This is a genomic window from Streptomyces sp. NPDC014864 (assembly GCF_043081525.1).
GTDB lineage: Bacteria > Actinomycetota > Actinomycetes > Streptomycetales > Streptomycetaceae > Streptomyces.
Genome location: NZ_JBIBWT010000002.1, coordinates 193,720 through 219,598, shown reverse-complemented (window position 1 = coordinate 219,598; position 25,879 = coordinate 193,720). Strand labels below are relative to the sequence as shown.

Below are 25,879 nucleotides of genomic sequence, written 5' to 3'. Positions count from 1 at the left end.
ACCTCGTCGCGCGCACACGCGGGCCGTCGTCGTCGGGGGCAGCATCGCCGGGATGCTCGCCGCGGCCGCCGTCCGCGACCGGTTCGACACCGTGGAGATCGTCGAGGCCCACGACCTGCCCCTCGGTCCCGAGCCCCGTCCGGGCGTGCCGCAGGCCGCGCACTTCCACACCCTCGTCTCCGGCGGGGCGGACGCGATCGACGACCTGCTGCCCGGCACGATCGACCAGCTCCTGGCGTGCGGCGCCCACCGGGTGCCGATGACGACGAACATGGTCTACTGCTCCCCCGAGGGCTGGTACCGCCGCTGGCGGCGCGACACCCACTTCCTCGTCTCCGCCGGCCGGGACCTGACCGACTCCGCCGTCCGCCGGCAGGTCCTGAAGGACCCCCGGGTGAGCGTGCGCCCGCGCACCCGGGTCACCGCGCTCCTCGGGGACCATCGCGCGGTCACCGGCGTGCGCCTGCGCGCCGCGGACGGCACCGGGACGGACCTGGCCGCCGACCTCGTCGTGGACGCCTCCGGCCGGTCCTCCCGCACACCGCAGTGGCTGGCCGAACTGGGCATCACCGGCCTCGCCGAGGACCGCGTCGACTCCCGCCTGGCCTACGCCAGCCGCGTCTACCGCGCCCCCGTGCCCACACGCGACTGGCCGGTGATCAACGTGTCGGCCGACCCCCGCCGGCCCGGGCCGGCCACGGCGGGCGGCATCCTGCCGATCGAGGGCGACCGGTGGCACGTCAGCCTGTGGGGCCCGCCGGGCGCGCACCCCACCCGCGACCCGGACGCCTTCGAGGCGTACGCCCGCACGCTGCGCCACCCCGTGGTGGCCGAGCTGCTGGCCCACGCCGAACCGCTGACCGGCGTGACGGTCACCCGAAGCACGGCCAACAGGCGCCGCTACTACGAGCGCCTGCCCGGCTGGCCGGAGGGACTGGTCGCGCTGGGCGACTCGGTCGCCGCCTTCAACCCCGTCTACGGCCACGGCATGTCGGTGGCCGCGCGGGGCGCCCTGGCGTTGCGCGCCTCGCTGGCCTCCGGTCCGCGCGCCGGACTGGCCCGCAGGGCCCAGCGCGCCGTCGCCCGCCCCGTCGAGGTGGCGTGGGCCCTCGCCACCGGGCAGGACATCCACTACCCGGCCACCGTGGGCCGCGCCCCGAACCCGGCGGACCGGCTCCTCGACCGCTATGTGAGCCGTCTCTCCCGCACGGCGACCGGCTCCTACCGTGCCGCCACGGCCCTGACCGACGTCCTCACCCTCCAGGCCTCCCCCGCCTCCCTCCTGCGGCCCGGAGTGCTGCTGTCCACCGCGGCCGGCCCCCTGCGCCCGCCGCTCGCCCACCCGCAGTTCACCCCGGCGGAACGCAGCCTGCTGCGCGAGGCGGGGATCACGCTGTCCTGCCTGCGCCGGTAGGCGGCAGGTCCGCCGTGCCCGGCCGTCCTCCGGCCGGGGCCGGGGGCCGCGGCCTCCCCCGCCTGTGTGACACTGCGGGCATGATCCGCACCGCGACTCCAGCAGACGTCCCCGTCATCCACGCCCTGGTCCGTGAGCTCGCCGAGTACGAGAAGGCGCTCGACGAGGCACGGGCGACGCCGGAACAGCTCATGGAGGCGCTGTTCGGCGAGCGCCCGGCCGCGTTCGCGCACGTGGCGCAGGAGGCCGACGGCGAGGTCGTGGGCTTCGCGCTGTGGTTCCTCAACTTCTCCACCTGGCGGGGCGTGCACGGCATCTACCTGGAGGACCTGTACGTCCGCCCGCAGTCCCGCGGCGGCGGTCACGGCAAGGCCCTGCTCACGGAGCTGGCCCGCATCTGCGTGGAGCGCGGCTACGAGCGCCTGGAGTGGTCGGTCCTGAACTGGAACAGCCCGGCGATCGACTTCTACCAGGCCATGGGCGCCCGCCCGCAGGACGAGTGGACGGTGTACCGGCTGACGGACGGGGCGCTGAAGGACCTGGGCGGGCGGGCGTAACCGCGCGACGCCGGCGCCGGCCTCTCCCACAACGGACGGGGGCGGACGGGAGCGGGGAAACGCGGGTGCGACGGCCTCGGGCCCGGAGCTACCCTCGGTGCCATGGCCAAGCCTCTCGTCGCGATCCTCAGCGGAGCCGGCATCAGCACGGACTCCGGGATTCCCGACTACCGCGGCCCCAACGGGCTGTGGCGGCGGGAGCCGGGGGCCGAGAAGCTCGTGACGTACGAGTACTACATGGGCGATCCCGAGATCCGGCGCCGCTCCTGGCAGATGCGGCGCCGGAACCGCACCCTGCGGGCCGAGCCGAACGCCGCGCACCACGCGGTGGCCGATCTGGAGCGGTCCGGGGTACCGGTCCGGGTCATCACACAGAACGTGGACGGGTTGCACCAGCTCGCCGGGCTGCCCGCGCGCAAGGTGCTCGAACTGCACGGCACCGCGCGGAGCGTGGTGTGCACCCGGTGCCAGGCCCGCGGGCCGATGGAGGACGCCCTGGCGCGGGTGGAGGCGGGCGAGGGGGACCCGCCGTGCCGCGCGTGCGGCGGGATCCTGAAGTCCGCGACGGTCATGTTCGGCGAGCGGCTCGACCCGGTGGTGCTGGGCGAGGCCGTGGCCATCACCAAGGCGTGCGAGGTGTTCATCGCCGTGGGCACCAGCCTCCAGGTGCAGCCCGCCGCCGGGCTCGCGGGCCTCGCCGCCGACCACGGCGCCCGCCTCGTCATCGTCAACGCCGAGCCGACGCCGTACGACGAACGGGCCGACGAGGTCGTGCGGGAGCCGATCGGCACCGCTCTGCCGCTGCTGCTGCACCGTCTGGCGGACGGCGCGGCCGCCTGATCGGGCGGTCTCACGACCAGGGCGGAATGCTGTCGTCCGCCCGCTTCCCTGTACCGCGAGTAACATGATCAACTCTCGTGACTGGGTGCTCCCTACAGCCGAGTTGAGCGCTCCGTGTGCCTTCCAACACTCCCAGTGCGAGGTTTCCGATGCCGCCTCAAGACAACGCCCTGCCGCAAGCGCGTGCCGACTACGAGGAGCACCTGCGCACGTGCCGTCAGTGCAACGCGGACACCGTTCCGTGCGCAGTGGCCAAGCACTTGCTCCGCCTCTACAACAATGCCCGGAGATCGGCGATGCGTTGAGACACGCGACGGCGGCGGAACCCGTCCCCCGGGTCCCGCCGCCGTCGCGAGGTCACCTGCCGGTGCGTCTGATCCGGCGCAGCAGCACGAAGCCCGCGATCACGAGCAGCGCTCCGGCCGCGGCCGGCCACAGCTGGGCGCCGGTCTCGGCGAGGCTTCCGCCGACCGTCTGCGGCGCGGCCTGCGCTCCGGGGGGCGGCGCCTGCGTGGCGCCGCCGACGTCGCCGCCCGAGCCGCCCTGCGCGCCGGCCCCCTCGGCCGTCCGTGACGCCGAGGGTGTCGTGTAGGCCTTGGGCCGGACCGTGGCGGGCGGGGAGGACGCGTCGCCGCCCGCGGTCTCCGCGGCCGACGGCTGCGTGGTCTGCTCGTCCCCGGTGCCGCCGCCGTTGCCGCCCTTGTCCCCGGTGTCGCCCTTGCCGCCGTCGTCACCGCCGCCGGCCGTATCTCCGTTGCCCTCACCGGCCGTTGCGCCCGGAGTCGACGTGGGCTGGTCCGGCGGGTTCTGCGACTGCTGGGGGTCCTGGGGCTGCTGCGACTGCTGCGGGTCCTCGCTGGGCGGCGGCGAGTCCTGGCCGGCCCCGGCGCCGCACTTCCGGCCGCCGTTGATGCAGTCGACCATCTCCCGCATGAGGCTCTCGTCGAAGACGTTGATGAAGTCGCCGTGGTCCGTGACCGGCTTGTGCAGCTGCTCGGGGAAGGAGTCCACGGCGAACAACGGGGTAGTCCGGCCGCCGTCCTGGAGGCTCGGGGCGTCGACGTCGTAGACGATGCGCTGCACCAGCTGCGGGATCGCCTGGAATCCGGCCGGGCAGTTGCCGTCGGCGTCGGCGAACGCCACGTGGGTACGGTGGTTGGCGCTGTCGATGTTCCGGCCGTCCCAGCAGCTCTGGAACCTGAAGGTGCGCACGACGTCGCTGCCCTGGGGGCAGAGCGGGTACTTGTCCTTCAACTGCCGGTCCTCGAAGCCGGTGCAGCTCCAGGACGCGTTGGCGTTGGCGGGCCCGTTGACGAAGGCCTTGGCGTCGCCGGTGATGATGCGCAGCAGCCGCGGCATGGCCGTCACCTTGCCGCGCGGGCTGCCCACGAAGGTGAGCGTCACCTGCTTGGGCGTGACGATCCGCCCCGCGTTGCCCTCGGTGCCGCCGCCCGGCGCGTCGGCGTCCCGCTCCCGCGTTCCGTTCTGCAGCCGCAGTACGGGCCAGTAGTAGGTGGACCGGTCGCCCTTGTCCTCGCAGGTCGTGTCGCCCTTGGCGAGGTCGTCGTCGCTCGCGAAGGCGTTGTTGGCCTGGTTGCCGACGTAGTCGTGGAAGTGGTGGGCGCCGTTGGTGACACCGGGCGCGACGATGACGTTGTCCGAGTTGAACAGGCCGTTCGCGTTCACCCCGCAGGCGGAGGAGAAGGTGCCGGTGGAGGCGTCCGCTTGGTCGCGGGGGCTGGGCACGTTGGGCTGCACGGTGGTGATGTCCGCGTAGTCCGCGGCGACGGGGCCGTTGCCGGCCTGTCCGCCGTTCCCTCCCTGCTGCTGCCCGCCTCCCTGGTTCTGCCCCTGGCCCGGGCTGGGATCCTGGCTCTGCCCCTGGTTCGGGTCCTGTCCCTGGTTCTGGCCGTCGCCGCTCTGGTTCTGGCCGTCGCCGCTCTGGTTCTGGCCGTCGCCGCTCTGGTTCTGGCCGTCGCCGCTCTGGTCCTGGCCGGGCGTCGCGCCGTCGCCCTGGCCGGAGGACGTGCGCAGGGTGCAGGCCGCGAGGTCCTCCAGCCCCTCGGGCCGGTCCCCGGATCCGGCGATGGCGTCCACGATGCGCGCGATGGTCGCCGCGCGCTCCTCCTTCAGCGGGTCCATGATCGCGCTCTGCACGGCGCTCTCGTCCTGCTGCCCGGCCTGGGCGGAGGCCTGCACCTGCTGGTACGCCTTGGCGATCTGCCCGTCGAGAGCGGCGAGTTGCTCGTCGACCGCCTCCCGCGCGCCCTCGGGCACGTCGGTGAGGCGGGTGCCGACGTCGGGGCAGTCGATCGTGGCGCCCCCCGAGGCCCAGCCCTGCCCGGATTGGTCGGTCCGGACCGTGGACTGTCCCGGCCAGGCGCCCTCGGTGGCCGAGGCGTAGACGTTGGCCGCGACGAGCCCGCCTCCGCCCAGCATGAGCGCGACCGCCGCGAAGGTGGCACGTCTTGGGCCTGTGGGTCGTCTGCGCGTGTTGCGTCTCAAGGCACTACTCCTACGCGGTCAGGGCCGGCCGGGCATGGGTTCCCCTCGGTCCCATACGGAGCGGGGCCCCGCCGTGTTCAAGCGCCTCACGAATTCATGGCAATCTCATGGGTGCTGACGCCCCGGCAGGGCGGGTGCCTCTTGCCTCGCGCATGTCACCGCCGGGGCGACCGGAGCCGCCGGAGCCGGGCGTCCGTCGCTGGCGAGGGGGCGCGGTCCGGCTCCCGGAAGTCGTGCGCCCGTCCAGCTTCAGGAACACGCAAAATTGCGGACCCGCATCATCGGACGCGCCGCATCAGATCTCGGACATTGCGCCCTAAAACGTGTGTTATTCGGTCATGCACAAGTATTCGCGGCGTACCTTGCTCAGTGCCTCGCTCATGGCCGCCGGCTCGGGGGCCCTGGCCGCCTGCACCGGTGCCGAGCCCGACGCGGACTCCGCTCCGCGCCCGGGCCCCCCCGCGCGTCCGAGCACCTCCGCGCGCGCCAGCACCTCCGCGCGCCCGGGCTCCTCCGCGCGGCCGACAGCCGCCCCGGCGCCCGGGTCCACGGGCGACAGCAACCGCCGCTTCGTGCCCGACGGGCCGAGGGGCTACGTGAACCCGTCGGATCCCGAGGTGCTGGCCGTGGAGAGGGAGCGCGGGGGCGGCGCGGTGCGCCGGTTCCGGCTCACCGCCACCCAGACGCTGCTCGACCTGGGCGGACGGACCGTCAGGTCATGGGCGTACGGCGACTCGGTGCCCGGCCCGGAGGTCCGCGTCACCGCGGGCGACATCCTCGACCTCACGCTCGCCAACCACCTGCCCGTGGGGACGACCCTGCACTCGCACGGGGTGCGCCTGCGCTGCGACATGGACGGCGTGCCGGGCCTCACCCAGGCGGCCGTCCGGCCCGGTGAGGACTTCCGCTACCGCTTCACCGTCTCCCACCCGGGCACGTACTGGCTGCACTCGCACCAAGGGATGCAGCTCGACCGCGGACTGTACGCCCCGCTGATCGTGGACGATCCGAGGGAGCGCCTGTCCTACGACAAGGAGTGGGTCGTCATCCTCGACGACTGGGTGGACGGTGTGGACGGCTCCACCCCGGACGCCGTGCTCAGGTCGCTGGGCGGCGGCATGCCGGGGATGGACATGGGCGAGGCCGATGGCTCGGGCGAGGACGGCGGGGCCGGTCGGCACGGGCACGCGTCGTTCGACGGCGCCGACGGGCCCTCGCGCATCCTGCGGTACTCCCACAGCCGCCTGCTGGGCGGACCGGGGGGCCATGTGAACTTTCCCTACTACCTGATCAACGGCCGGCTGCCGCACGCTCCGTCGGTGTTCCGGGCCCGCCCCGGCGACCGCATCCGGCTGCGGATCATCAACGCCGGCGCCGAGACCGCGTTCCGGGTGGCGCTGGGCGGTCACCCGATGACGGTGACACACACCGACGGCTACCCCGTCGAGCACCAGCGGACGGACGCGCTGCTGATCGGCATGGCCGAGCGCTACGACGTGCTGGTCACCGCCGGGGACGGGGTCTTCCCCCTCGTCGCGCTCGCCGAGGGCAAGGAGGCCAGGGCACTGGCCCTGCTGCGCACCGGCAAGGGGGGCGATGTCCCCTCGGCGTCCGTGTATCCCGGGGAGCTGGACGGGCGCCTGGTGGCCGCCCGGCGTCTCGTCCCGCACGAGTCCGTGGCCTTCAGCGACCGGAAGCCCGACCGCGAGATCCGGATCAGGCTGCACGGGAGCATGAAGAGGTTCGACTGGAACTTCGACCACCGGCCCTACTCCCTGGAGCAGCGCCATCCCATCCGGGAGAACGAACGGGTGCGGCTCACCCTGATCAACGCCACGAACATGTGGCACCCCCTGCATCTGCACGGCCACACCTTCGCGATGACCGGCATCGACGCCGCCGGCGCCCGCAAGGACACGGCCGCGGTGCTGCCGCACCGCAAGCTGGTGGTCGACTTCTACGCCGACAACCCCGGCCTGTGGATGCTCCACTGCCACAACCAGTACCACTCCGAGTCCGGGATGATGACCATCCTCGGCTACCGGAAGTGACGGTTCGGTCCCGTCCCGTCACTCCTTCGGCGTGCCCCGGCGCGCGGGAGGGCGGCGGGGGCTCCGATGCTGGCGTGGGGGAGGTGACCGCCGTCCCGAGGGTGCGCGAGCGGGTGGGGGCCCACGGGCCTGGCCGCCGGAAGGGCGGAGTGTTGATGAGGCTTGTCGTCGATCTCAACAAGTGCCAGGGGTACGCGCAGTGCGCGTTCCTCGCGCCGGACGTCTTCACCCTGCACGGCGAGGAGGCGCTGGTCTACAGCCCGCGGGCCGAGGCGGCACAGCGGGAGGGCGTGGCGCGTGCCGTCGCGGCCTGCCCGGTCCAGGCGATCACCGTCGAGGGGCTGGACGGCGCGGGCGGCTCGCCCGCCGAGTCCGCCCGGGGCGTGTCCGATGGCCGCTGAGGAGTTCCACGAGTGGCTCCGGCGGGAGGGCCGGATCGTGATCGTGGGCGCCTCGCTGGCGGGTCTGCGGGCCGCGGAGACGCTGCGCGCCGAGGGGTTCACCGGCTCGCTCACCATGATCGGCGACGAGCCGTACGAGCCGTACGACCGGCCGCCGCTGTCCAAGGCGGTGCTGCTGGGCAGGGCGTCCCCGGACCGCACCGAGCTGCCGCGGCGCCGCGACGTGGGGGCGGCCTGGCGTCTGGGGGTGGCGGCGACCGGGCTGGACATGGCGGCCAAGCGGGTGCGGCTGGCCGACGGGGACGAGGTGCCCTACGACCGGCTGCTGATCGCGACCGGGGTCCGTGCCCGTCCCTGGCCGAAGGAGTCGGAGGGCCGGCTGGACGGGGTCCTCGTGCTGCGCACCCGCGACGACGCGGTCCGGCTGCACCGGCGGATGGGGGCCGGCCCGCGCCGGGTGTTCGTCATCGGCGCGGGGTTCACCGGCTCGGAGATCGCCTCGGCCTGCCGGGACCGGGGCATCGCGGTCACGGTGGCGGAGCGGGCGGGCGCGCCGCTGGTGGGCGCCCTGGGCGGGGTGATCGGGGCGGTGGCCGCGGACCTGCACCGGGACAACGGGGTGGACCTGCGCACGGGGGTGATGGTGACCGGTCTGGAGGGCGACTCGGCGGGCCGGGTGCGGGCCGCCCACCTCTCCGACGGCAGTGTCGTCGAGACGGATGTCGTGGTGGTCTCGCTCGGCGCGACCCGCAATACCGACTGGCTGGCGGGCTCCGGGCTCGGGGCCGGTCCGCGCGGCATCGCCTGCGACGCCGGCTGCCGGGCCTTCGACATCCGGGGCATCGTCACCGACGACGTCTACGCCGCCGGTGACGTCGCCCGCTCCCCGAATCCGCTGTTCGGCTACCAGTTCCTGTCCCTGGAGCACTGGGGCAACGCCGTGGCACAGGCCGAGGTCGCCGCCCACAACATGATCAGCACCAGCGCGGAGCGGCGCCCGCACATGTGGGTGCCCGCATTCTGGTCCTCGCAGTTCGGGGTGAACATCAAGTCCGTGGGCGTACCCTCCATGGGCGACCAGGTCATGATCACGCAGGGGTCGCTCGCCGAGCGCCGGTTCATCGGGGTGTACGGCTACCAGGGCCGCGTCATCGCCGCGGTGAGCTTCGACAACACACGGTGGCTGCACTTCTACCAGCGGCTGATCGAGACGGGTGCGCCGTTCCCGCTGGAGTTCCCGACCGTGGACCGACGGCCGGAGGGCCGGCAGCCGGTCCCGGCCGACTTCCCCGATCCGTCGCTGCCGACCCACGGCCCGACCGTCACCCTCAGCGGTTACTCGCCGGCCGACCGCCACCTGGTGTTCACCCCGGGCCGCCACTGACCGGCGCCGACCGCGCCCCCGCCTCCGCCCGCCCACCGCCACGGGCCTTCACGCCCCAAGGACTCCCGATGACGCAAGCCTCGCTTCTGGGCCGGATCACCGACTTCGCGAACCGCGCCGACCCCTACCCGCTGTACGCGGAGCTCCGCAGGACGCCGGTGTTGCACGAGGAGGAGGGCGGCCCGTACGTCGTCAGCTCGTACTACGACATCCTGGGCCTGCTCCACGATCCGCGGATCAGCTCCGACGCGGCCAATCTGATCGCCGCCGGGGACGACGAGCTGTCGGGGCCGGAGGCGACGGGACTGCCGCCGAGCTTCATCCGGCTCGACCCGCCCGAGCACGACCGGCTGCGGCGGATCGCCAACAGCTCCTTCGGGCCGCCGCACTGCCCGCGACGGATCGACGCCATGCGCGGGGAACTCACCCGGATCGTCACGGAGTTGATCGACGGCTTCGGCGAGGACCGGCGGATCGACCTCGTCGACCGGTTCGCCTACCCGTTCCCGGTGACCGTGATCTGCAGGCTGCTCGGGGTGCCGCGCGAGGACGAGCCGCGCTTCCGGGCCTGGGTCGACCCGATGGTGGCGAGCCTCGACCCGGACACCCGCAGGAACGCCGACGCCGATTTCCGGCGCACCGCGCAGGAGGCACGGATGCAGCTGGGCATGTACCTGACGGGGCTGGTGGAGCAGCGCACCAAGGAGCCGCGGGACGACATGCTGTCCGACCTCGCGACCGGTCACGGCTCGGACGGCACGCTGTCGATGATGGAGGTGCTCAGCACCGCCGTGCTGCTGCTGATCGCCGGCCACGAGACCACCGTCAACCTCATCACCAACGGGATGCTCACCCTGCTGCGCCACCCGGAGGTCCTGGGACGGCTGCGCAAGGACCCCGGGCTGTCCGTCCGGATCGTCGAGGAGCTGCTGCGGTACGAGCCGCCCGTGCAGCTCGTACCGCAGCGCACCTGCGTCGCGGACGTCGAACTGCGCGGGGTCACCATCCCCAAGGGCTCGCGGATCTGGCTCGTCCTCGGCGCGGGCAACCGGGACCCCGAGCGCTTCCAGGACCCGGACCGGTTCGACCCCGACCGCCCGGACATCCAGCACCTCGGCTTCGGCAGCGGCATCCACAGCTGCTTCGGCGCTCCCCTGGCCCGTCTGGAGACGCAGATCGCCCTGGCCGAGCTGGCCCGCCGACTGGACGGTGCCCGCCTGGTGGAGGACCCCCCGCCCTACCGCCGGAACGCGGTGCTACGGGGCCCGCGCCACCTGCAGATCGCCGTCGACGGAGTGCGTTCCTAGCCCATTTCGGAAGCGCTGCGGAGAGTCCGCCTTCACAAAGAAGGACAACCCTCTAGACATCTGCGAAAAATCCGACAAAATAGTGTGTATCCCCACCGCGACTTCGAGGAGCCGCTCCCGCATGGCGTACGGAGCCCACCACAGCCCCACCCCGCCTCACCCCGACCTGAGCCTGGCCCGCGACTGCCAGCGCTGCCTGGGCTGGGGAACCGTCATCACCCGCGACGGTCACCACGAACTGTGCTGCACCTGCCAGCCGGCCACCGACGAGGAGGACCCCCCGCTCGATCCGCACGCGCCACTGCCCGAGCGGGACGCCCTCTCCGAGCGCCGCCCCGGCTCAGACGACACGGCCCGCCCCGTACGAGTGGAAGGCTCCGTACGAGTGGAAGGTCGGCCGCAACGGCCGTAGCGTCGTTACTGAGCGAGCCGTCGGCGACCGGGAGCTTCCATGCGCAGACACACAGTCAGGACGGCGATCACCCTCTGTGCCGCCACCGCTCTCGCGGCCGGCCTGGGAACGGCCTCGGCCGCCCCGAAGGCTCCGCCCGGCGGCGCACAGGAAGTGCGCCGGCCCGAGCGGCCCGTGCTCGTCGACTGTCTCTGGCATCCGAAGACGCGTCCGAACGCGTTCGTCCTCGCCTGCGGCGACGGCAACAGCCGTCTGTACTCGCTGCGCTGGTCGCAGTGGGGGTCCAGGGCCGCGACGGCCCGGGGCCTCAACGCCGTCAACGACTGCAAGCCGTACTGTGCGGCCGGCCGGTTCCACTCGTACCGCGTGCTCGTGCGCCTCGACCACCCGCAGCCGTGGAAGAAGCATCCGCAGCGGCAGCACTACACCCTGATGACCCTCGTCTTCCCGGCCGGCCGCCCGGACGGGTACGACCGGGTGGTGAGCTACCCCCTGTGGAACTGACGCGGCTGTGCAACTGACGCAGCAGCCGGGCGGATCGCGTCCCGTGCCCGCCGGGGCCCGGTTCCCTACTAACCCGGTTTCGTCCAGTCGGGATCGGTCCAGCGGCCGGGCTCCCCGGGCTCCGGCAGGTCCGGACGGTATCCGGGATCGCGCTCCCGCCTCAGCCGCACGCTCGCGTGCAGCGTCGCGTCCTCGGGGACGGGCCGGGAGCGGCGGCCCGCCAGCATCCACAGCCGGCCGTTGGCGTGGACGGGGGCGTCGGCGAACTCCTCGGTCACCGCGCAGGTCTCGGCGTAGGCGTCCGGGCGGAAGTCCAGCTCCCGCAGCACACCGTCGACGATCCACTTCAGGGGGATCGTCGAGAGCAGCGGCGCGTTCTCGGCGTGCGCGAAGGTGCCGCCGACATCGGAGTGCACGCCGCAGAACCAGACCTCCTGCGCCGTCTCCTTCAGGTGGCCGGGCCGGGGCGTCACCAGGAACTCGCGGTAGGGACGGCGGGTCTCGTCGAGGGAGACGGCGTGCCGGATGCGGGCGGCGTTGGGCAGTTGGTGGGTGTAGGGCCAGCGCAGATTTCCCAGCCGCAGGATGCCCGCCGCCTTGACGGTGTCCCAGATGCCGAGGTAGGCGACCGGCACGGCGTGATGCGAGACCTGGCGGGGGTTGTTCTGCTTCACCACGGCCCACAGCGGCTCGTTCTCGGTGCGCCGGCAGAAGGCGTGGGAGAACCGGGCGACTTCCCGCTCGCTCGTGTCGATGTCGTGGTTGAAGGCGTACTTGGCCACGGCGTACGGCACGAGGTTCTCCGAGCCCGGCCGCATGAGCCCGGGCTTGTTCAGCATGCCCACGAGGGCGCGCGCGGTGTAGGCGCCGCGGCTGAATCCGAAGACGTGGACCGCGTCCCCCGGCTGCCAGTTCCGCATCAGATAGGTGTACGCCTCGGCGAGGTTGGTCTTCAGGCCGGTGCCGAGGGCGAGACCTGACAGCCGGGAGAGCCGGCGTCCGAGGGGTCCGCGGGCGGTGGCCGACGACATGGTCCCGACCCCGGGGTCGTAGTAGACGAGCTGCCGTGCGGGATCGTCCGCCTCCAGCATCTCCAACAGCCTCACCACGTTGGTGGGGTGGTCGGCGCCCACCTGGTTGCCTGTTCCGTCCAGGCACATGACGATCCTGCGTGACATGGTCGCCCCCTCACCGAGCGGGGTTCCGGCGGCCGTTCCCCCTCGCGCCGTCCGGTCGCGCGGCGCGACCGGCGAGCGGGCCGGAGGCGGTGCGCCGGCCGGATTCTATCTGCAGGCTGAACGCCTGGAGCGCCACGGGGCTGTTGGGCGGCAGGACCGCCATCTTCCCGGCCTCCTGCGCCTCGGCCAGCGTGTCCGCGGCCGTACTGCCCTCCGCGACGTGCAGCAGACGTACGTGTCCGTCGCCGGAGCCCCGCCGGTCCACGGGGGCGACGGCGCCGTGGGTTCCGTCCGGCAGGTCCACCCACAGGTGGAAGTCCTCGTACCGGAAGAAGTCCGCGCCCTTGATGGGCCACGGGTAGTGGTGCTCACCGGGCACCTTCGGCAGGATTCCCTGGTGGTTGCCGTGGCTCATGGGGACGCAGGCGTTGAAGAGCGAATCGGTCCACCGCTCCACGCCGTCGGCGTCCGTGACCGGGGTGCGCAGCAACTCCTCCGCCTCCTCGTAGCCCAGCGCCGTCAGGGCGGGCAGGGTGAGCGGGAAGGCCTCGACGAGTTCGGCCGCGTCCCGGCGCAGGCGGTCCACCTTCCCGGGCTCGGCGCAGAACTGCATGCTCCACTCGATGCCGACCCGGGCCCGGAACATCCGCCAGCCACCACGCCCCTTGACCCACAGACTTCCGCCGTGGTGCATCTCCCACCGTTCGGCGCCGACGGGGCGGGGCCCGTAGGGCAGGTCGGCGTCGTCCGCCTCGGCGAGGATCTTCTTCGCCGTGGCCTTGGCTGCCCGGAAGTACGACGACTCGTAGCGTTTGGGATGGTCGACGAGACGGATCCGCCAGGGATGGCTCTCGGATTCCGTCCCGCCGGGCTGGGGCGCGGTCGCCGTCCGGGACGCTTTTGTGGAACCGGCAACGGTCATGGCTGGCCTCCTCGCCGACCGTGCGGGCCGGTTCCCGGCCCGCAGTGCCGAGCCCCCTGTCTCCATCGTGCGCCCCGGAACGGGCCGTGGCGAATCGGCGGCGGCCGGCGGCGCCAGCTCTCGCGGCGGTGACGGGCGGGGCGTCGACCGTGCCTGGACCGCGGTGTCCTGACACCTCGTCAACCAGCTTGTTCACATAGCGGGTTGCGGGGCCGTTCAGCAGGTGCGCTCCGGATGCGTCCGGCCTCACACGAGGAGTCTGCGCACCCGGATCGTCTCGACGCGCCGCCACTCGGTCCTGGACACCCGCAGCCACTCGGCCGTCGTGTCCCGGCCGCGCTTCCCGCGCTCGGGCGGCGCGGATCCGCCGGGCGCCGGCCGGCGCGACGGCAGGCGGGCGCCGCCCGGGGCCGCCCGTCCGGCCCGGTCTCCGAATCCCGCGGGTGGAGTCACCGTTCCCGTCCTCCCGGTCGTCCAGGGGGTGGTGCTCAGTGGTACGTCTCAGTGGTGCTGAGGACCGTGGTCCCGCCTCCCGCCCGTACGGCCTCCACCACCTCTTGGTGCAAGGTGCGGCTCTCCTGTTCGGTGGGGCAGGAGACCGGGCTGCCGGTGAGGGTGAACCACTGGGAGGTCCCGCTGTACTGGACCGTCACATCGGCCTCCCTGCCGTCCCAGGTGGTGTGCACGGTCAGATCACCGGTCACGATGCCGGCCTCCTCCGTACGGACGCCTCCGCGTCCCGCGAAAACCCCCGTAGTGGTCCACGATGCCCAGGCCATCGCCATCAGCCGTCCTTTCGGGCGCTCGAGCGGGGCGCGGAGGCGTCGAGGTCGCCTCGTCCCCGGCTCCGGAGTCCTGCTCCGATGGTCTCTCTGCGCGGCCCCGCGGGCCTGGGCCCAGCGGGCCCGAGGCCCAGGGTCCGTTGGTCCCGGCTCATGACGCCCCGGATCACGAAGTCCCGGGGCACGACCGCCCGGATCATGACGGCCCGGGTGACGAGGGCCCGGATCACGACGTCCCGGCGGGCAGGGGCACGGTCCAGCGCAGGACCGTGCCGGAGGGCTCGCGCGGGCCGATCTCCAGCCCCCCGCCGAGCTCCTCCGCGCGGCTTCGCAGGTTGGCCAGGCCGCTGCGGCGGGTGACGGCCGGGTCGATGCCCCGCCCGTTGTCGGCCACGGACAGCCGGAGCGTCCCGTCCGTCGCCTCCGCGGTGACCTCCACCGCGGAGGCGTGGGCGTGGCGGGCGGCGTTGGAGAGCGCCTCGCGCAGTACGGCCAGCAGGTGCTCGGCGTGCCCGGCGGGCACGTCGGTGTCCAGCAGGCCCGTCATGCGCAGCGACGGGCCGAAGCCCAGGATCGTGGTGGCCTCGTCGGTGAGGGTGAGCAGCCGGGCGCGCAGCCCGGTGCCCCGGCCGGGCCGGTCGCGGTGCTGGAGGCCGAAGATGGTGGTGCGGATGACCTTGATGGTGTCGTCGAGGTCGTCCACGACGCGCTGGATCCGGTCCGCGGCCTGGGGCTGGTCACCGACGCGGCCGAGCACGGCCTGGAGGGTCAGCCCGTCGGCGAACAGGCGCTGGATGACCAGGTCGTGCAGGTCGCGGGCGATACGGTCGCGGTCGCCGAGCAGGGTCAGCTGTTCGGCGTCCCGGCGGTGCTCGGCGATCTCCAGCGCCAGGGCGGTCTGGTCGGCGAAGGCGCGCACCATGTCCAGCACCGCGTCGGTGAACGGCGCGGCACCGGGGCCGTTGGCCACCTGGAGCACACCGCGGGTCCGCTCCCGGCCGCCGACCGGGACGAAGAACGCGGGCCCCAGGGGGACGACGGAGGCGCTGCCGCCCGAGGAACGGGGATCGCTGCTGATCGACTCGCTGCTGATGCACTCCCCCGTCGCGAACACCTTCCCGGCGAGGGTGGTGGCGGGCAGCGCCAGGCCGCGGACCCGGTCGCCGGCCATCCCGGCGGCCGCCTCCACGACCAGGTTGTCGCCGTCGTCCACGGGCAGGGCCAGGGTCACCAGATCCGCGTCGGTCATCTCCCGCACGGTGTCGGCCAGCGAGCGCAGGATCTCCGTCGGGGGCTCTCCGGAAAGCAGGGCCCGGGTGAGGTCGGCGCCCGCCTCCAGCCGCCGTTCGCGGTGGCGGCTCTCGTCGTACAGCCGGGCGTTGTCGATGGCCACGCCGGCCGCGGCGGCGAGGCTGCGCAGGACCGTCTCGTCGTCCTCGTCGAACTGCTGTCCGCCCCGCTTGTCGGTCAGGTAGAGGTTGCCGAAGATCTGGTCCCGTACCTGCACCGGAGTGCCGAGGAAGCTGCGCATGGGCGGGTGCCCGGCGGGGAAGCCCACCGCCTCCGGGTGGGCCCGGAGATCGTCCAGGCGCAGCGAGTGCGGCTCGCGGATCAGCAGGCCCAGGATGCCGAGGCCTTCCGGATAGTGCCCGATCCGCCGGATGGTCCGCTCGTCCATGCCGACGGTGACGAACTGCTTGATCCGGCCTTCCTCCCCGACCACCCCCAGCGCCCCGTACTCGGCGTCGACCAGTTCGACCGCGGACTGCACGATGCGGTGCAGCAGGTCCTCCAGGTCCAGGTCCCCGCCCACGGCCACGACCGCGTCCAGCAGCGTCTGCATCCGGTCCCGGCTGCCACGCACCCGCCGCACGTGCTCCTGCAACTCGCTGAGCAGCGCGTCCATCCTCAGGTGCGGCACAGAGCCCTCGCCGTCCGTGCCCGGTCGGTCGTTCACCGCAGCCACCTTCTTCGTGGTCGCCGTGTCACAGGCCGTCGGCACTCTCGAACGGCCTCATCACTAGACAACACCACTGGAAGGCGACTGCGGCAACCTGTCGCCCGCCGGCCCGGGCCGGAACCGGCTCGGACCCGGCCGGCGGCCGGACGGCACAGCTAGCGCGTGCGGTCGACGAGGAACCGCGCGGCGTCGGCGAGGGTGGTGAGTTCGGGGTAGTCGTCCTCGTCGATGGGCAGTCCCGTCCGCTGGGACAGGAGCTCCACCAGGCTGAGGAAGTCCAGCGAGTCGAGTTCCAGCACGTCGCGCAGCTTGTCGTGCGGTCCGACCCGGGTGAAGTCGGCGTCCGGGACGATCCGGGTGATCGACTCCTGCACCAGGGTCAGTGCTTCCGCGCTGTCCAGTGGCTTCATACGGTTCACAACTCCTCCGGTCGCTGCAGCAGTCGGTCGACCGCCGTGAGGTAGCGGGCGCCGGCGGCACCGTCGGTGGCCCGGTGGTCGGCGGACAGGGTCGCGGTCACCACGGGACGTACGCCGAGCAGACCGCCCGTGGCCCAGGGGCGTTCGACGACCGTGCCGAAGCCGACGAGGGCCACCTGCGGCGGGTGGATGACGCCGAACACGGCCTCCACGCCCTGGTCGCCGAGGCTGGTGACGGTGAGCGTGGCGCCGGACATCTCGCTGCCGCGCAGGCGCCCGAGCCGGGCCCGCTGGACGAGGTCCCTGAGGGTGGTCATGAGGTCGGCGGGCGGCAGGGTGTCGGCGTCGTGGATCACCGGCGCGAGCAGACCCCCGTCCCGGAGCGACACCGCGACGCCCAGGTGGACTCCGGCGCCGGGGACGAAGCCGCCGTCCCGCCAGAAGCCGTTCAGGCGGGGGCAGTCGTGTGCCGCGAGGGCCGCCGCCTTCAGCAGCAGGGCCGCGGAGACGAGCCGCTCGGACGGGGGGCGGCCGCGGTTGCGGTGGCGCAGCCACTCCTCCGCCGCGGCCATGTCGACGGTGGTGGACAGGTAGTAGTGCGGGATCTCCCGCTTGGAGCGGCTCATCAGGTCGCCGATGGCCCGGCGCATCGTCTCGGCGCGCTTGTCCCCGCGTCCCTCCGGGGGTGCGGCGACCGGCTCCCGCGCGGGCCGGGGCTCCGTGGCCACCCGCGCGGCCCGGCCCGTCGCCGGTCCGCGCCGGGCGGCCACGGCCTCGTGCACGTCCGCCGCGCGTACGGCCCCGGCGTCGCCCGTGCCGTGCAGACCCGCCAGATCCACGCCGAGGTCGCGCGCGAGCCGCCGGGCGTACGGTGTGGCCCGCACCCGCGTCCGGTCCCCCGCAACGGCGTGCTCGACGTCGGCCCGCGTGATCCGCCCGCCCCGTCCGGTCCCGTGCACGGACGTGAGATCGACGCCGCGGTCCTCGGCCAGATGCCGTACCAGGGGCCCGGGCCCCACCACGGTCTCCTCCGGCTCCGGTTCCCGGAGGGGCGGGACGGCCTCCGGCGGGAGCGGCTCGGCCTCTGGCGGGAGCGGCGTGGCCTCCGGCGGGGACGGAACCGCCTCCGCCTCGAGCGGCTCGGCCTCCGGCACGGAAGGGGTGACCCCCGGCGGGAGCGGCGCGGGCTCCGGCGGGAGCGGTGCGGGCTCCGCCTCCGACGGAGGCGGCGCGGCCTCCGGTGGCAGCGGGGCAGACTCCCGGGGGCCTGGAGCCTCGCGGGAAGGCTTCTGGGCGGTCGGCAGTGGCGCGGCGGGCCGATGCGGGGCAGGGCGGCGCGCGGCGGCCGGCCGGCGGGCGGTCGGCCCGGCTGCGGGTTCCGCGGCCGTCCCGTACGCGGCCGCGGCCGGGGCCGGTTCTCCGAGCGGCGCCGGAGCGGGCTCCCGGACGGGGCCGGCCGCGGCAGGGCCCGCGGGGGGCCGCGCCGACTTCCTGCCTGCGGCGGGTGCCGCGGCGCGCCGCTCGGGCCTCTTTCCCGGGGCGGGCGCGGGGGCGGCGCGCTCGGGCCTCTTTCCCGTGGCACGTTCAGCGACCGGCTCGTACGCGGCCACGGCCGGGGCCGGCTCCCCGAGCCGCGCCGGAGCGGGCTCACGGGCCGGTTCGGCCGCGGCGGGCCGCTCGGGCTGTTTGCCCGCGGCGGGCGCGGGGGCGGCCCGCCGTGGTCGCTTGCGGTGGGGCGCCGCCTTGGCGGGTTCGGCCTCCGCCGCGGCCGGTTCGGGCCGGGCGGCAGCCCGTTCGGACGGGGCCGGCGTCGGGGCCTCCGACTCGATCAGGGCGAGCGGGGTGCCCACCGGGACGCGGGTGCCGGGCTCGACGAGGAGCCGCCCCACGGTGCCCGAGGCGAAGCACTCGACCTCGATGGCCGCCTTGTCGGTCTCCACGACCGCCACCACGTCGCCCTTGGTCACCTGGTCCCCCGGACCGACGAACCACTCCTGCAGCACCCCCTCCTCCATGTCGGCGCCGAGCGAGGGCATGGTGAACTCGGCCATGTCAGTCCGCCCTCCCGGTGACCGGCCGTCCCGCCCCGTCGGCTCCGGCCGCCGCGGGGCCGATCGTCCGGAGCGCTGCCGCGACGATCCCGGCGGGCTGCGGCAGCGCCGCCTCCTCCATCCGGTGCGCGTACGGCATGGGCACCTCGGCGCTGCACACCCGCTCGACGGGCGCGTCGAGGTCGTAGAAGTGCTGCTCGGTCAGACGCGCGGAGATCTCGGCGGCGAGGCTCCCGGTGCGCCAGCCCTCGTCGACGATCACGGCCCGGTGGGTGCGCGCGACCGAGCCGCCGATGGTGGCGTCGTCCAGGGGCCGCAGCGTGCGCAGGTCGACGACCTCCGCGCTGACGCCGCCACGCGCCAGTTCGTCGGCGGCGGCCAGCGCCTTGGGCAGCGAACCGCCGTAGGTGATCAGGGTGACGTCCGTCCCGGGCCGCCGGACGGCGGCGTGGTCCAGGTCGACCGGGCCGGCGTCGGCCGGCAGGTCGCCGGAGGTGTTGTAGAGCACGCCGTGCTCGAAGATGATCACCGGGTCGGGGTCGGCGAGCGCGGGGGCCAGCATGTGGCGGGCGTCGGCGATGGTCGCGGGGGCCAGCACCCGCAGCCCTGGGATGTGCGCGTACCAGCCCTCCAGGCTGTGGGAGTGCTGGGCGGCGAGCTGCCGCCCGGCCCCCGTGGTCATCCGGATGACGACGGGCACCGGCAGCTGTCCGCCCGACATGTGCAGCAGGGTCGCCGCGTTGTTCAGGATCTGGTCCAGGGCCAGCAGGCTGAAGTTGACGGTCATGATCTCGACCACGGGCCGCATCCCGGCCAGGGCCGCGCCGATGCCCGCGCCGACGAACGCGGACTCCGACAACGGGGCGTCACGGATCCGCTCGGGCCCGAACTCCTCCAGCAGGCCGAGGCTGACGCCGAAGCAGCCGCCGTACCGGCCCACGTCCTCCCCCATCAGGAACACGCGCTCGTCGGCGCGCAGGGCCTCGCGCAGGGCCTCGCGCATCGCCTCCCGGTAGGTGGTCCTCCGCTCGGTGGGACGCGCGGGGGGACGCTCGGGACCGGCGCCCGATGCCGTGCCGGAGGTTGGGACCGGGGCCGTGCCCGCGTGCTTGCCCGGGGCGGTGCCCGGGGTCCGGGTCGTGGTCATGGACGGCTCACCTCCACGGGGCTGGTGACGTACTTCAGCAGGTCCTCGACCGGCTCCTCGGGCGCCTGTTCCGCGGCCTCGACGGCGTCCTGGATCCCGGCCGACACCCGGTGCTCCAGGTCCGCGAGCGTCCTGTCGGTCAGCTCCTCGTCCTCCCGCATCCGCCGTACGAGGGCGTCCACCGGGTCTCGTTCCTTCCAGCGCTCGACCTCGGCCTTGTCGCGGTAGCGGTCGGAGTCGTACATCGAGTGGGCGCGGAAGCGGTAGGTGCGCATCTCCAGGAAGTGCGGTCCGGTGCCGGCGCGGATGCCCTCGGCCGCCCGCCGGGCCGCCTCCTCGACGGCGAGGACGTCCATGCCGTCGACCGCCCAGGAGACCATGCCGTAGGCGGCGGCCCGCATCGCGAGGTCGGTCTGGGCCTGGTGGCGGGCCAGCGCGGTGCCCATCGCGTACAGGTTGTTCTCGCAGACGAAGAGCACTGGCAGCCGCCACAGCGCGGCGAGGTTGGCGCTCTCGTGGAACTCGCCCTCGGCGAAGGCGCCGTCGCCGAAGAAGCAGCAGGTGACCCGGGTGCGACCGGTCATGCGGTCGGCGAGGGCGAGCCCGGCGGCCAGCGGCAGCCCCCCGGCGACGATGGCGTTGCCGCCGTAGAAGCGGCGGCCGGCGTCGAACAGGTGCATGGAGCCGCCGCGGCCCCGGCTGCAGCCGGTCGCCTTCCCGAACATCTCCGCCATGATCGCGTCGGCGGGGACCCCTCGGGCGAGCGCGTGCCCGTGCTCGCGGTACGTCGACACGACCGCGTCCTCGTCGGTGAGCGCCTCGTTGACGCCGACGGCGACGGCCTCCTCGCCGATGTAGAGGTGCATGAACCCCCGGATGCGGGCGGCGCTGTAGAGCTCCACGCAGCGTTCCTCGAACCGGCGGACCCGGAGCATCGACTCCAGCAGCGCCAGCCGGTGGGCCGCCCGCTCGGTCGGCCGGGACGCGGACCGGGGCCCGCGCTGGGCTCGGGTGGTACTCACGCGGACCCCTCCGTCCTCTCCAGGGTGGAGGTGTCGCCTTCCGGCAGGCCGAGTTCGCGCGCCCGCAGCAGGCGGCGCATCACCTTGCCGCTGCGGGTGTGCGGCAGGTGCTGGTCGAAGGCGATCTCGCGGGGGGCGACGGCCGGGCCGAGCCGGCGCCGGGCGAAGGCCAGCAGCTCCTGCCGGGTCTCGGGGGTCGCCTCGTGGCCGGGCCGCAGGGTGACGAAGGCCTTGACGATGTTCCCGGCGACGGGATCGGGGCGCCCGATCACTCCGGCCTCGGCGACCGCCGGATGCTCCATCAGGGCGCTCTCCACCTCGAACGGCCCGATGAGGTGGCCGGCGGACTTGATGACGTCGTCGGCGCGGCCGACGAACCAGTACCAGCCGTCCGCGTCGCGGCGCACGAGGTCGCCGGTGAGGTACCAGCCGCCCGCGAACGCCGCCGCGGTGCGCCGCTCGTCGTGCAGGTAGCCGCGGAACATGGACGGCCAGCCGGGCCGCAGCGCCAGCTCGCCTTCCACACCGGGTTCCGTCACCACGGTGACGCGTCCGCCGTCGATCTCGGCGCGGCCGTCCTCGCCGCGCCGCAGCACCGCCGCCTCCACCCCGGGCAACGGGCGGCCCATGGAGCCGGGACGGATGTCGCAGGCCGCGAAGTTGGCGATCATGATGGCGCCGGTCTCGGTCTGCCACCAGTTGTCGTGCACGGGAAGGCCCAGGACGTCCCTCCCCCACAGCACGGCCTCCGGGTTGAGCGGCTCGCCCACCGACGCGATGAAGCGCAGCGCGCTCAGGTCGTAGGAGGCGGGCAGGTCGTGGGGCCCGGTGCGCGGTGTGGTCCGCATCAGCATGCGCAGCGCGGTGGGCGCGGTGTACCAGACGCCGACCCGCCGGCCGGCGAGGATCCGGTACCAGCGCCGGGCGTCGTAGTCGCCCTCGTCCACCACGACCGTGACGCCGTGCATCAGGGGCGCGACGATCCCGTACGACATGCCGGTGACCCAGCCCGGGTCGGCCGTGCACCAGAACACGTCGCCCTCGTGGAGGTCGAGCGCGTACCGCGCGGTCGCGTAGTGGGCGACGGCCGCCTCGTGGACGTGGACGGCGCCCTTGGGGGTGCCCGTGGTGCCGCTGGTGAAGTGCAGCAGGGCCATGTCGTCGGGGGACGTCGGCGGGACGGTGAAATCCTCGTCCGCGTCGGCCATGAGCGCGTCGTAGGGGAGCGTGTCCGGCAGGTCGTCCGCGCCGGCGCCGACGATCAGCACATGGCGCAGCCCGGGGAGCCCGTCGCGCCGCCCGGCGACCTTCCTGCGGTACAGCTCCGCCGTGGTGACCAGCACCCGGGCGTCGCTGAGCCGCATCCGCTGCGCCACGGGGTCGGGACCGAAGGCGGAGAACAGCGGGCAGAGCACGCTGGTGTTCTTCAGCGTGCCGAGGACCACGGTGTACAGCTCGGGGCACCGGCCGAGCAGCGTCACGACCCGGTCGCCGCGGCCGACGCCGAGCGTGCGCAGCACGTTGGCGAACCGGGCCGTGGAGCGGGCCAGTTCGGCGTACGTGACGGTGGTGACGGAGTCGTCGCGGCCCACGCAGCTCAGGGCGACGTCGGTGGCGCGGCTGGAGGCGGCGTGCCGGTCCACGGCCTCGTGGGCGATGTTCAGCCCCCGGCCGCCGGGCAGTCCCTGGAGCCTGTCGCGCGCGGCGGACCAGGAGAAGGTCGCGCACTCCTTGTCGTAGTCGTCCAGGTTGGGCGGCACCCGGGGCGGGGTGTCCTTGCGGATCGTCTCGAAGGGCATGGCGGCCCCCTTCGTACGGCTCTCTTCGACCATCCGCCGGAGCCCCGCGGCCCGCACTGGGCCGAACGTCCCCGGGCCCGTGCCGGACGGCTCCGCCGGCCGCGCCCGGCACGAGCGCGGCCGGCGTCGCTTCCTTGGGGTCCACCAGCGTCGGTTCAGGGACGTACGGCCCTATGGCGGGCGCGAGCCCGCGTCGAGCGTGGAAGGAGCGGGAGGCAAGACAAGAACGGAAGGATTCGGCCATGCCTGCTTTGCCCACTCGTCGTCACCGTCCCCTTCCGGACATCTTCGACTGGATCGACGAATCGTGGATCCCCACCTGGCTGACCGGGCGCGTCGGAACCGGACCCCATGCCATCCGTATCGAGGAGTTCGAGCAGAGCGGCGAGCACCTGGTGCGTGCCGAACTGCCGGGGATGGATCCCGAGCAGGACATCGAGGTCTCCGTGTCGGAGGGCGTCCTGACCATTCGCGCGGAACACAGTGAGAAGATCGAGGACAAGCAGCGCTCGGAGTTCCGTTACGGGTCGTTCGCGCGCTCGCTGGCGCTGCCGAAGGGAACCTCGGAGGCCGACATCCGCGCCGCCTACAAGGACGGCATCCTCACCGTCGCGTTTCCCCTGCCGAAGGAGACGGAGGCGGTCGAGCACAAGGTTCCGATCGGGCGCGGCGAGGACTGAGCGCGCCCGGCCGACGCCGGACGGGCGGACCGCCTCCGGGGCCCGCGCCAGGGCACCACGGCGGCGGTGCACCCGCCCCGGCCCCGTGACCGCCGCGATCACGGCCCGCTGACCGGCCGTGGCCGGGAGGTCGCGGCCACCCACCCCACCCCACCCGGGGAGGCGGACATGCACCACGCGACGCTGCGAAAGCTGATGGGCCTCGGTGACGCCCCGGCTCCGCTGCGCGACTCGACACTGCTCATGATCGAGTGCCAGAACACCTACCGCACCGGGACGCTGGAGCTGCCCGGGGCGGAACCGGCACTCTCCCACGCGGCGCGCCTGCTCAGCTGGGCCCGGGAGACGGCCGTGCCCGTCGTGCACATCCTCCAGGACGGGGGCCCGGGGAGCCTGTACGACGTGCGGACGGAGACCGGGCGGATCAGCAAGGAGGTCGCGCCCATCGAGGGCGAGGAAGTCGTCGTCAAGAGTCTGGCGAGCGCCTTCTCCGGAACCGGTCTGGACGACCTGCTCCGCCGGGGCTCCTGCCGCGACCTGATCATGGTCGGGTTCATGACCCACCTGGCGGTGAGCTCGACGGCCCGTAATGCCTTCCGGCTCGGCTACCGGTCCACCGTGGTGGCGGACGCGACCGCCACCCGTGACCTGACCGGGCCCGACGGAACCGTGATACCGGCCCGGACGGTGCACGACGCGAGCCTGGCGGCGCTCGGGGACCTCTTCTCGATCATCGTCCTCGCCCCGGACGACATCCCCGTCTGACCATCCGGTCACGGCCCCGCCGGCGCTCCCCCGTCGTCCCCGAACTCCCGTCCCAGGAGGCAGTCATGGGCGAACCGCCGCACCAAGTCCTCGTCGGCCGGCTGTCCGTGGGAGAGCTGATGCAGCCCGCACCGTACTCGGTGGGCGAGGCCGAGTCGGTGCTGCTGGCCTGGGAGGTCCTGGAGCGGTCCGGGCAGCGGCATCTCCCGGTGGTCCGCGCCGACGGGTGCTGCGCAGGGATGCTGGACCGCGCCGAACTGGCCGTGGCCTGTGCGGCTCCGGCGTCGGCGCTGTCCCGCCGGACCGTGGGCGAGCTGACCCGCGGCCGCCGGACCGTGACCGTGCACGGCGAGGAGCCGGTGCGGCGGGCCGCGGCCGCGATGTGGGAGGGCGGCACCGACGCCCTGCCGGTCACCGACGCGCACGGGCACCTGGTCGGCCTGCTCACGGCCCGGGACGTCGCCGCCGCCGTCGCGGGCCTGCCGCGCCGCGAGGAGTCGGCGGCGCCCCGGTCCGTCCGCCTCCCCGGCCTCCCGCCGCGGCCGGGCCGGCCGGATCACGGCATCACGATCCCCTGAGACGCCCGGCCGCTCCCTCGCCGTCCCGCCGTCCCGCCTCCCCGCCGTCCCGCCGTCGTCGTCGCGTCGCCGCCCGCCGTCGTCGCGTCGTCTTACGGAGGTGTGACGGGCCGGGCGCGTACGGACGTCGCGGCGGTGCCGCGGGCCTAGCGTGGCCGTATGCGTGTACTGGTCACCGGCGGTGCCGGGTTCATCGGGTCCCATGTCGTCGAGGCGCTGACGGAGCGCGGGCACGAGCCCGTGGTGTTCGACGTGCGCGCGGACGCCGGCGCGGACGTGCGGGACCGCGAAGCGGTGGCCCGCGCGCTGCGCGGCGTGGAGGCGGTGTGCCACCAGGCGGCGATGGTCGGTCTCGGCGACGGGGTCGCCGACGCGGCGGAGTACGTCTCCCGCAACGACCTCGGCACCGCCGTCCTGCTCTCGGCGATGGCGGAAGCAGGCGTGCGGCACCTCGTCCTGGCCGGCTCGATGGTCGTCTACGGGGAGGGACGCTACGAGTGCCCGGCGCACGCGGTGGTCCGTCCCGGTCCCCGGGCCGTCCAGGACCTGGAGGCGGGCCGGTTCGAGCCGCGGTGCCCCGAGTGCGGCCGCCCGCTGACCCCCGGTCTGGTCGGCGAGGACGCCCCGGCCGACCCACGCAACGTGTACGCCGCCACCAAGCTCACCCAGGAGCACCTGGCGGCCGCGTGGGCCCGCTCGACGGGAGGGTCGGCGGTGTCCCTGCGCTACCACAACGTGTACGGGCCGCGGATGCCCCGCGACACCCCGTACGCCGGGGTGGCCTCATTCTTCCGCTCCGCGCTCGCCCGCGGGGAGGCCCCGCGCGTCTTCGAGGACGGCCGGCAGCGGCGCGACTTCGTGCATGTGCGGGACGTGGCCGCCGCCGATGTGGCGGCCCTGGAGGCCGACGCGCGCGGGGGCGTGCTGACGGCGTACAACACCGGCAGCGGCGAGCCGCACACCGTGGGCGAGATGGCCCGGGCGCTGGCCGCCGCGTACGGCGGCCCGGAGCCCGTCGTCACCGGCGGGTACCGGCTGGGGGACGTGCGCCACATCACCGCCGACTCCGGACGGCTGCGGGCCGAGCTGGGCTGGCGGCCACGGGTCGGTTTCGCGGACGGGATGCGCGAGTTCGCCCGGGCGGGGCTGCGCGAGGAGGAGTGGGCCGCGACGGCGAGGAAGCCGAGCGGGCGCTGACCCG

The 25,879-nt window shown here is 73.9% G+C and carries 24 protein-coding genes; 13 read left to right on the top strand and 11 right to left on the bottom strand.

The window, feature by feature from the left end; translation table 11 throughout:
• The first annotated feature begins 52 nt into the window (after nucleotides 1-52).
• From ACF1A5_RS04900 to ACF1A5_RS04890, 3 genes are all read left to right on the top strand, one after another.
• A complete protein-coding gene (locus ACF1A5_RS04900; RefSeq protein WP_392191683.1) occupies nucleotides 53-1,414 on the top strand; it encodes an NAD(P)/FAD-dependent oxidoreductase in 1,362 nt (453 codons plus the stop codon).
• Nucleotides 1,415-1,494: 80 nt separating this feature from the next.
• Nucleotides 1,495-1,971, top strand: coding sequence for a GNAT family N-acetyltransferase (locus ACF1A5_RS04895; RefSeq protein ID WP_392191399.1), 477 nt, complete (start codon nucleotides 1,495-1,497; stop codon nucleotides 1,969-1,971).
• A gap of 102 nt (nucleotides 1,972-2,073) precedes the next feature.
• Complete coding sequence (locus ACF1A5_RS04890) at nucleotides 2,074-2,811, top strand: NAD-dependent deacetylase (protein ID WP_392191398.1); 738 nt, start codon at nucleotides 2,074-2,076, stop codon at nucleotides 2,809-2,811.
• A gap of 357 nt (nucleotides 2,812-3,168) precedes the next feature.
• Here the strand turns inward: ACF1A5_RS04890 and ACF1A5_RS04885 are convergent, their stop codons facing one another.
• Entirely contained in the window at nucleotides 3,169-5,250 is a 2,082-nt protein-coding gene (locus tag ACF1A5_RS04885) for a DUF1996 domain-containing protein (RefSeq protein ID WP_392191682.1), read from the bottom strand.
• Nucleotides 5,251-5,654: 404 nt separating this feature from the next.
• Here ACF1A5_RS04885 and ACF1A5_RS04880 point away from each other — a divergent pair, with 404 nt between their 5' ends.
• The 6 genes from ACF1A5_RS04880 (at nucleotide 5,655) to ACF1A5_RS04855 (ending at nucleotide 11,375) form a co-directional block, all read left to right on the top strand.
• Nucleotides 5,655-7,367, top strand: coding sequence for a multicopper oxidase family protein (locus ACF1A5_RS04880; protein ID WP_392191397.1), 1,713 nt, complete (start codon nucleotides 5,655-5,657; stop codon nucleotides 7,365-7,367).
• A 155-nt stretch (nucleotides 7,368-7,522) separates the two neighbouring features.
• Nucleotides 7,523-7,768: a ferredoxin gene (locus ACF1A5_RS04875; RefSeq protein WP_392191396.1), complete on the top strand. Its 246-nt coding sequence runs from the start codon at nucleotides 7,523-7,525 to the stop codon at nucleotides 7,766-7,768.
• Complete coding sequence (locus tag ACF1A5_RS04870) at nucleotides 7,758-9,152, top strand: NAD(P)/FAD-dependent oxidoreductase (protein WP_392191395.1); 1,395 nt, start codon at nucleotides 7,758-7,760, stop codon at nucleotides 9,150-9,152. Before ACF1A5_RS04875 ends, ACF1A5_RS04870 begins: the two co-directional genes overlap by 11 nt.
• A gap of 68 nt (nucleotides 9,153-9,220) precedes the next feature.
• A complete protein-coding gene (locus ACF1A5_RS04865) occupies nucleotides 9,221-10,459 on the top strand; it encodes a cytochrome P450 (protein WP_392191394.1) in 1,239 nt (412 codons plus the stop codon).
• 121 nt (nucleotides 10,460-10,580) lie between these two features.
• Nucleotides 10,581-10,871: a hypothetical protein gene (locus ACF1A5_RS04860; protein ID WP_392191393.1), complete on the top strand. Its 291-nt coding sequence runs from the start codon at nucleotides 10,581-10,583 to the stop codon at nucleotides 10,869-10,871.
• Between the two features lie 39 nt (nucleotides 10,872-10,910).
• On the top strand, nucleotides 10,911-11,375 hold the full coding sequence (locus tag ACF1A5_RS04855) for a hypothetical protein (RefSeq protein ID WP_392191392.1): 465 nt from the start codon (nucleotides 10,911-10,913) through the stop codon (nucleotides 11,373-11,375).
• A 68-nt stretch (nucleotides 11,376-11,443) separates the two neighbouring features.
• Here the strand turns inward: ACF1A5_RS04855 and ACF1A5_RS04850 are convergent, their stop codons facing one another.
• From ACF1A5_RS04850 to acsA, 10 genes are all read right to left on the bottom strand, one after another.
• Entirely contained in the window at nucleotides 11,444-12,553 is a 1,110-nt protein-coding gene (locus ACF1A5_RS04850) for a DUF2235 domain-containing protein (protein WP_392191391.1), read from the bottom strand.
• Between the two features lie 10 nt (nucleotides 12,554-12,563).
• Entirely contained in the window at nucleotides 12,564-13,475 is a 912-nt protein-coding gene (locus ACF1A5_RS04845) for a DUF6424 family protein (RefSeq protein WP_392191390.1), read from the bottom strand.
• A gap of 246 nt (nucleotides 13,476-13,721) precedes the next feature.
• Entirely contained in the window at nucleotides 13,722-13,928 is a 207-nt protein-coding gene (locus ACF1A5_RS04840; protein ID WP_392191389.1) for a hypothetical protein, read from the bottom strand.
• Nucleotides 13,929-13,963: 35 nt separating this feature from the next.
• Entirely contained in the window at nucleotides 13,964-14,254 is a 291-nt protein-coding gene (locus ACF1A5_RS04835) for a hypothetical protein (RefSeq protein ID WP_392191681.1), read from the bottom strand.
• 229 nt (nucleotides 14,255-14,483) lie between these two features.
• Nucleotides 14,484-16,163, bottom strand: coding sequence for a GAF domain-containing protein (locus tag ACF1A5_RS04830; protein WP_392191680.1), 1,680 nt, complete (start codon nucleotides 16,161-16,163; stop codon nucleotides 14,484-14,486).
• 209 nt (nucleotides 16,164-16,372) lie between these two features.
• On the bottom strand, nucleotides 16,373-16,627 hold the full coding sequence (locus ACF1A5_RS04825; protein ID WP_392191388.1) for an acyl carrier protein: 255 nt from the start codon (nucleotides 16,625-16,627) through the stop codon (nucleotides 16,373-16,375).
• 5 nt (nucleotides 16,628-16,632) lie between these two features.
• Complete coding sequence (locus ACF1A5_RS04820) at nucleotides 16,633-18,687, bottom strand: 2-oxo acid dehydrogenase subunit E2 (protein ID WP_392191387.1); 2,055 nt, start codon at nucleotides 18,685-18,687, stop codon at nucleotides 16,633-16,635.
• A 1-nt stretch (nucleotide 18,688) separates the two neighbouring features.
• The gene (locus tag ACF1A5_RS04815) at nucleotides 18,689-19,834 is read right to left on the bottom strand and encodes an alpha-ketoacid dehydrogenase subunit beta (protein ID WP_392191386.1); all 1,146 of its coding nucleotides are present in this window, start codon (nucleotides 19,832-19,834) and stop codon (nucleotides 18,689-18,691) included.
• Complete coding sequence (gene pdhA, locus ACF1A5_RS04810; protein WP_392191385.1) at nucleotides 19,831-20,856, bottom strand: pyruvate dehydrogenase (acetyl-transferring) E1 component subunit alpha; 1,026 nt, start codon at nucleotides 20,854-20,856, stop codon at nucleotides 19,831-19,833. The genes ACF1A5_RS04815 and pdhA overlap by 4 nt, the downstream gene beginning before the upstream one ends.
• The gene (acsA, locus tag ACF1A5_RS04805; RefSeq protein ID WP_392191384.1) at nucleotides 20,853-22,655 is read right to left on the bottom strand and encodes an acetate--CoA ligase; all 1,803 of its coding nucleotides are present in this window, start codon (nucleotides 22,653-22,655) and stop codon (nucleotides 20,853-20,855) included. The genes pdhA and acsA overlap by 4 nt, the downstream gene beginning before the upstream one ends.
• Nucleotides 22,656-22,897: 242 nt before the next feature.
• Between acsA and ACF1A5_RS04800 the strand changes: the two genes are divergently transcribed.
• The 4 genes from ACF1A5_RS04800 to ACF1A5_RS04785 all read left to right on the top strand — a co-directional run bounded on the left by ACF1A5_RS04800 (nucleotide 22,898) and on the right by ACF1A5_RS04785 (nucleotide 25,875).
• Nucleotides 22,898-23,335 carry an Hsp20/alpha crystallin family protein gene (locus ACF1A5_RS04800; protein WP_392191383.1) on the top strand — a complete coding sequence of 146 codons (438 nt, stop codon included), beginning with the start codon at nucleotides 22,898-22,900 and terminating at the stop codon, nucleotides 23,333-23,335.
• Nucleotides 23,336-23,503: 168 nt separating this feature from the next.
• Nucleotides 23,504-24,100, top strand: coding sequence for a cysteine hydrolase family protein (locus ACF1A5_RS04795; protein ID WP_392191382.1), 597 nt, complete (start codon nucleotides 23,504-23,506; stop codon nucleotides 24,098-24,100).
• Between the two features lie 65 nt (nucleotides 24,101-24,165).
• On the top strand, nucleotides 24,166-24,678 hold the full coding sequence (locus tag ACF1A5_RS04790; RefSeq protein ID WP_392191381.1) for an HPP family protein: 513 nt from the start codon (nucleotides 24,166-24,168) through the stop codon (nucleotides 24,676-24,678).
• A gap of 159 nt (nucleotides 24,679-24,837) precedes the next feature.
• Complete coding sequence (locus ACF1A5_RS04785) at nucleotides 24,838-25,875, top strand: NAD-dependent epimerase/dehydratase family protein (RefSeq protein ID WP_392191380.1); 1,038 nt, start codon at nucleotides 24,838-24,840, stop codon at nucleotides 25,873-25,875.
• Nucleotides 25,876-25,879: the final 4 nt, after the last annotated feature.

Excerpts from the sequence above, each read along its gene's own strand:
- ACF1A5_RS04900 (WP_392191683.1), top strand. The coding sequence starts at position 53 with ATGCTCGCCGCGGCCGCCGTCCGCGACCGGTTCGACACCGTGGAGATC.
- ACF1A5_RS04895 (WP_392191399.1), top strand. The coding sequence starts at position 1,495 with ATGATCCGCACCGCGACTCCAGCAGACGTCCCCGTCATCCACGCCCTG.
- ACF1A5_RS04890 (WP_392191398.1), top strand. The coding sequence starts at position 2,074 with ATGGCCAAGCCTCTCGTCGCGATCCTCAGCGGAGCCGGCATCAGCACG.
- ACF1A5_RS04885 (WP_392191682.1), bottom strand. The coding sequence starts at position 5,250 with ATGCTGGGCGGAGGCGGGCTCGTCGCGGCCAACGTCTACGCCTCGGCC.
- ACF1A5_RS04880 (WP_392191397.1), top strand. The coding sequence starts at position 5,655 with ATGCACAAGTATTCGCGGCGTACCTTGCTCAGTGCCTCGCTCATGGCC.
- ACF1A5_RS04875 (WP_392191396.1), top strand. The coding sequence starts at position 7,523 with ATGAGGCTTGTCGTCGATCTCAACAAGTGCCAGGGGTACGCGCAGTGC.
- ACF1A5_RS04870 (WP_392191395.1), top strand. The coding sequence starts at position 7,758 with ATGGCCGCTGAGGAGTTCCACGAGTGGCTCCGGCGGGAGGGCCGGATC.
- ACF1A5_RS04865 (WP_392191394.1), top strand. The coding sequence starts at position 9,221 with ATGACGCAAGCCTCGCTTCTGGGCCGGATCACCGACTTCGCGAACCGC.
- ACF1A5_RS04860 (WP_392191393.1), top strand. The coding sequence starts at position 10,581 with ATGGCGTACGGAGCCCACCACAGCCCCACCCCGCCTCACCCCGACCTG.
- ACF1A5_RS04855 (WP_392191392.1), top strand. The coding sequence starts at position 10,911 with ATGCGCAGACACACAGTCAGGACGGCGATCACCCTCTGTGCCGCCACC.
- ACF1A5_RS04850 (WP_392191391.1), bottom strand. The coding sequence starts at position 12,553 with ATGTCACGCAGGATCGTCATGTGCCTGGACGGAACAGGCAACCAGGTG.
- ACF1A5_RS04845 (WP_392191390.1), bottom strand. The coding sequence starts at position 13,475 with ATGACCGTTGCCGGTTCCACAAAAGCGTCCCGGACGGCGACCGCGCCC.
- ACF1A5_RS04835 (WP_392191681.1), bottom strand. The coding sequence starts at position 14,254 with ATGGCCTGGGCATCGTGGACCACTACGGGGGTTTTCGCGGGACGCGGA.
- ACF1A5_RS04830 (WP_392191680.1), bottom strand. The coding sequence starts at position 16,163 with ATGGACGCGCTGCTCAGCGAGTTGCAGGAGCACGTGCGGCGGGTGCGT.
- ACF1A5_RS04825 (WP_392191388.1), bottom strand. The coding sequence starts at position 16,627 with ATGAAGCCACTGGACAGCGCGGAAGCACTGACCCTGGTGCAGGAGTCG.
- ACF1A5_RS04820 (WP_392191387.1), bottom strand. The coding sequence starts at position 18,687 with ATGGCCGAGTTCACCATGCCCTCGCTCGGCGCCGACATGGAGGAGGGG.
- ACF1A5_RS04815 (WP_392191386.1), bottom strand. The coding sequence starts at position 19,834 with ATGACCACGACCCGGACCCCGGGCACCGCCCCGGGCAAGCACGCGGGC.
- acsA (WP_392191384.1), bottom strand. The coding sequence starts at position 22,655 with ATGCCCTTCGAGACGATCCGCAAGGACACCCCGCCCCGGGTGCCGCCC.
- ACF1A5_RS04800 (WP_392191383.1), top strand. The coding sequence starts at position 22,898 with ATGCCTGCTTTGCCCACTCGTCGTCACCGTCCCCTTCCGGACATCTTC.
- ACF1A5_RS04795 (WP_392191382.1), top strand. The coding sequence starts at position 23,504 with ATGCACCACGCGACGCTGCGAAAGCTGATGGGCCTCGGTGACGCCCCG.
- ACF1A5_RS04790 (WP_392191381.1), top strand. The coding sequence starts at position 24,166 with ATGGGCGAACCGCCGCACCAAGTCCTCGTCGGCCGGCTGTCCGTGGGA.
- ACF1A5_RS04785 (WP_392191380.1), top strand. The coding sequence starts at position 24,838 with ATGCGTGTACTGGTCACCGGCGGTGCCGGGTTCATCGGGTCCCATGTC.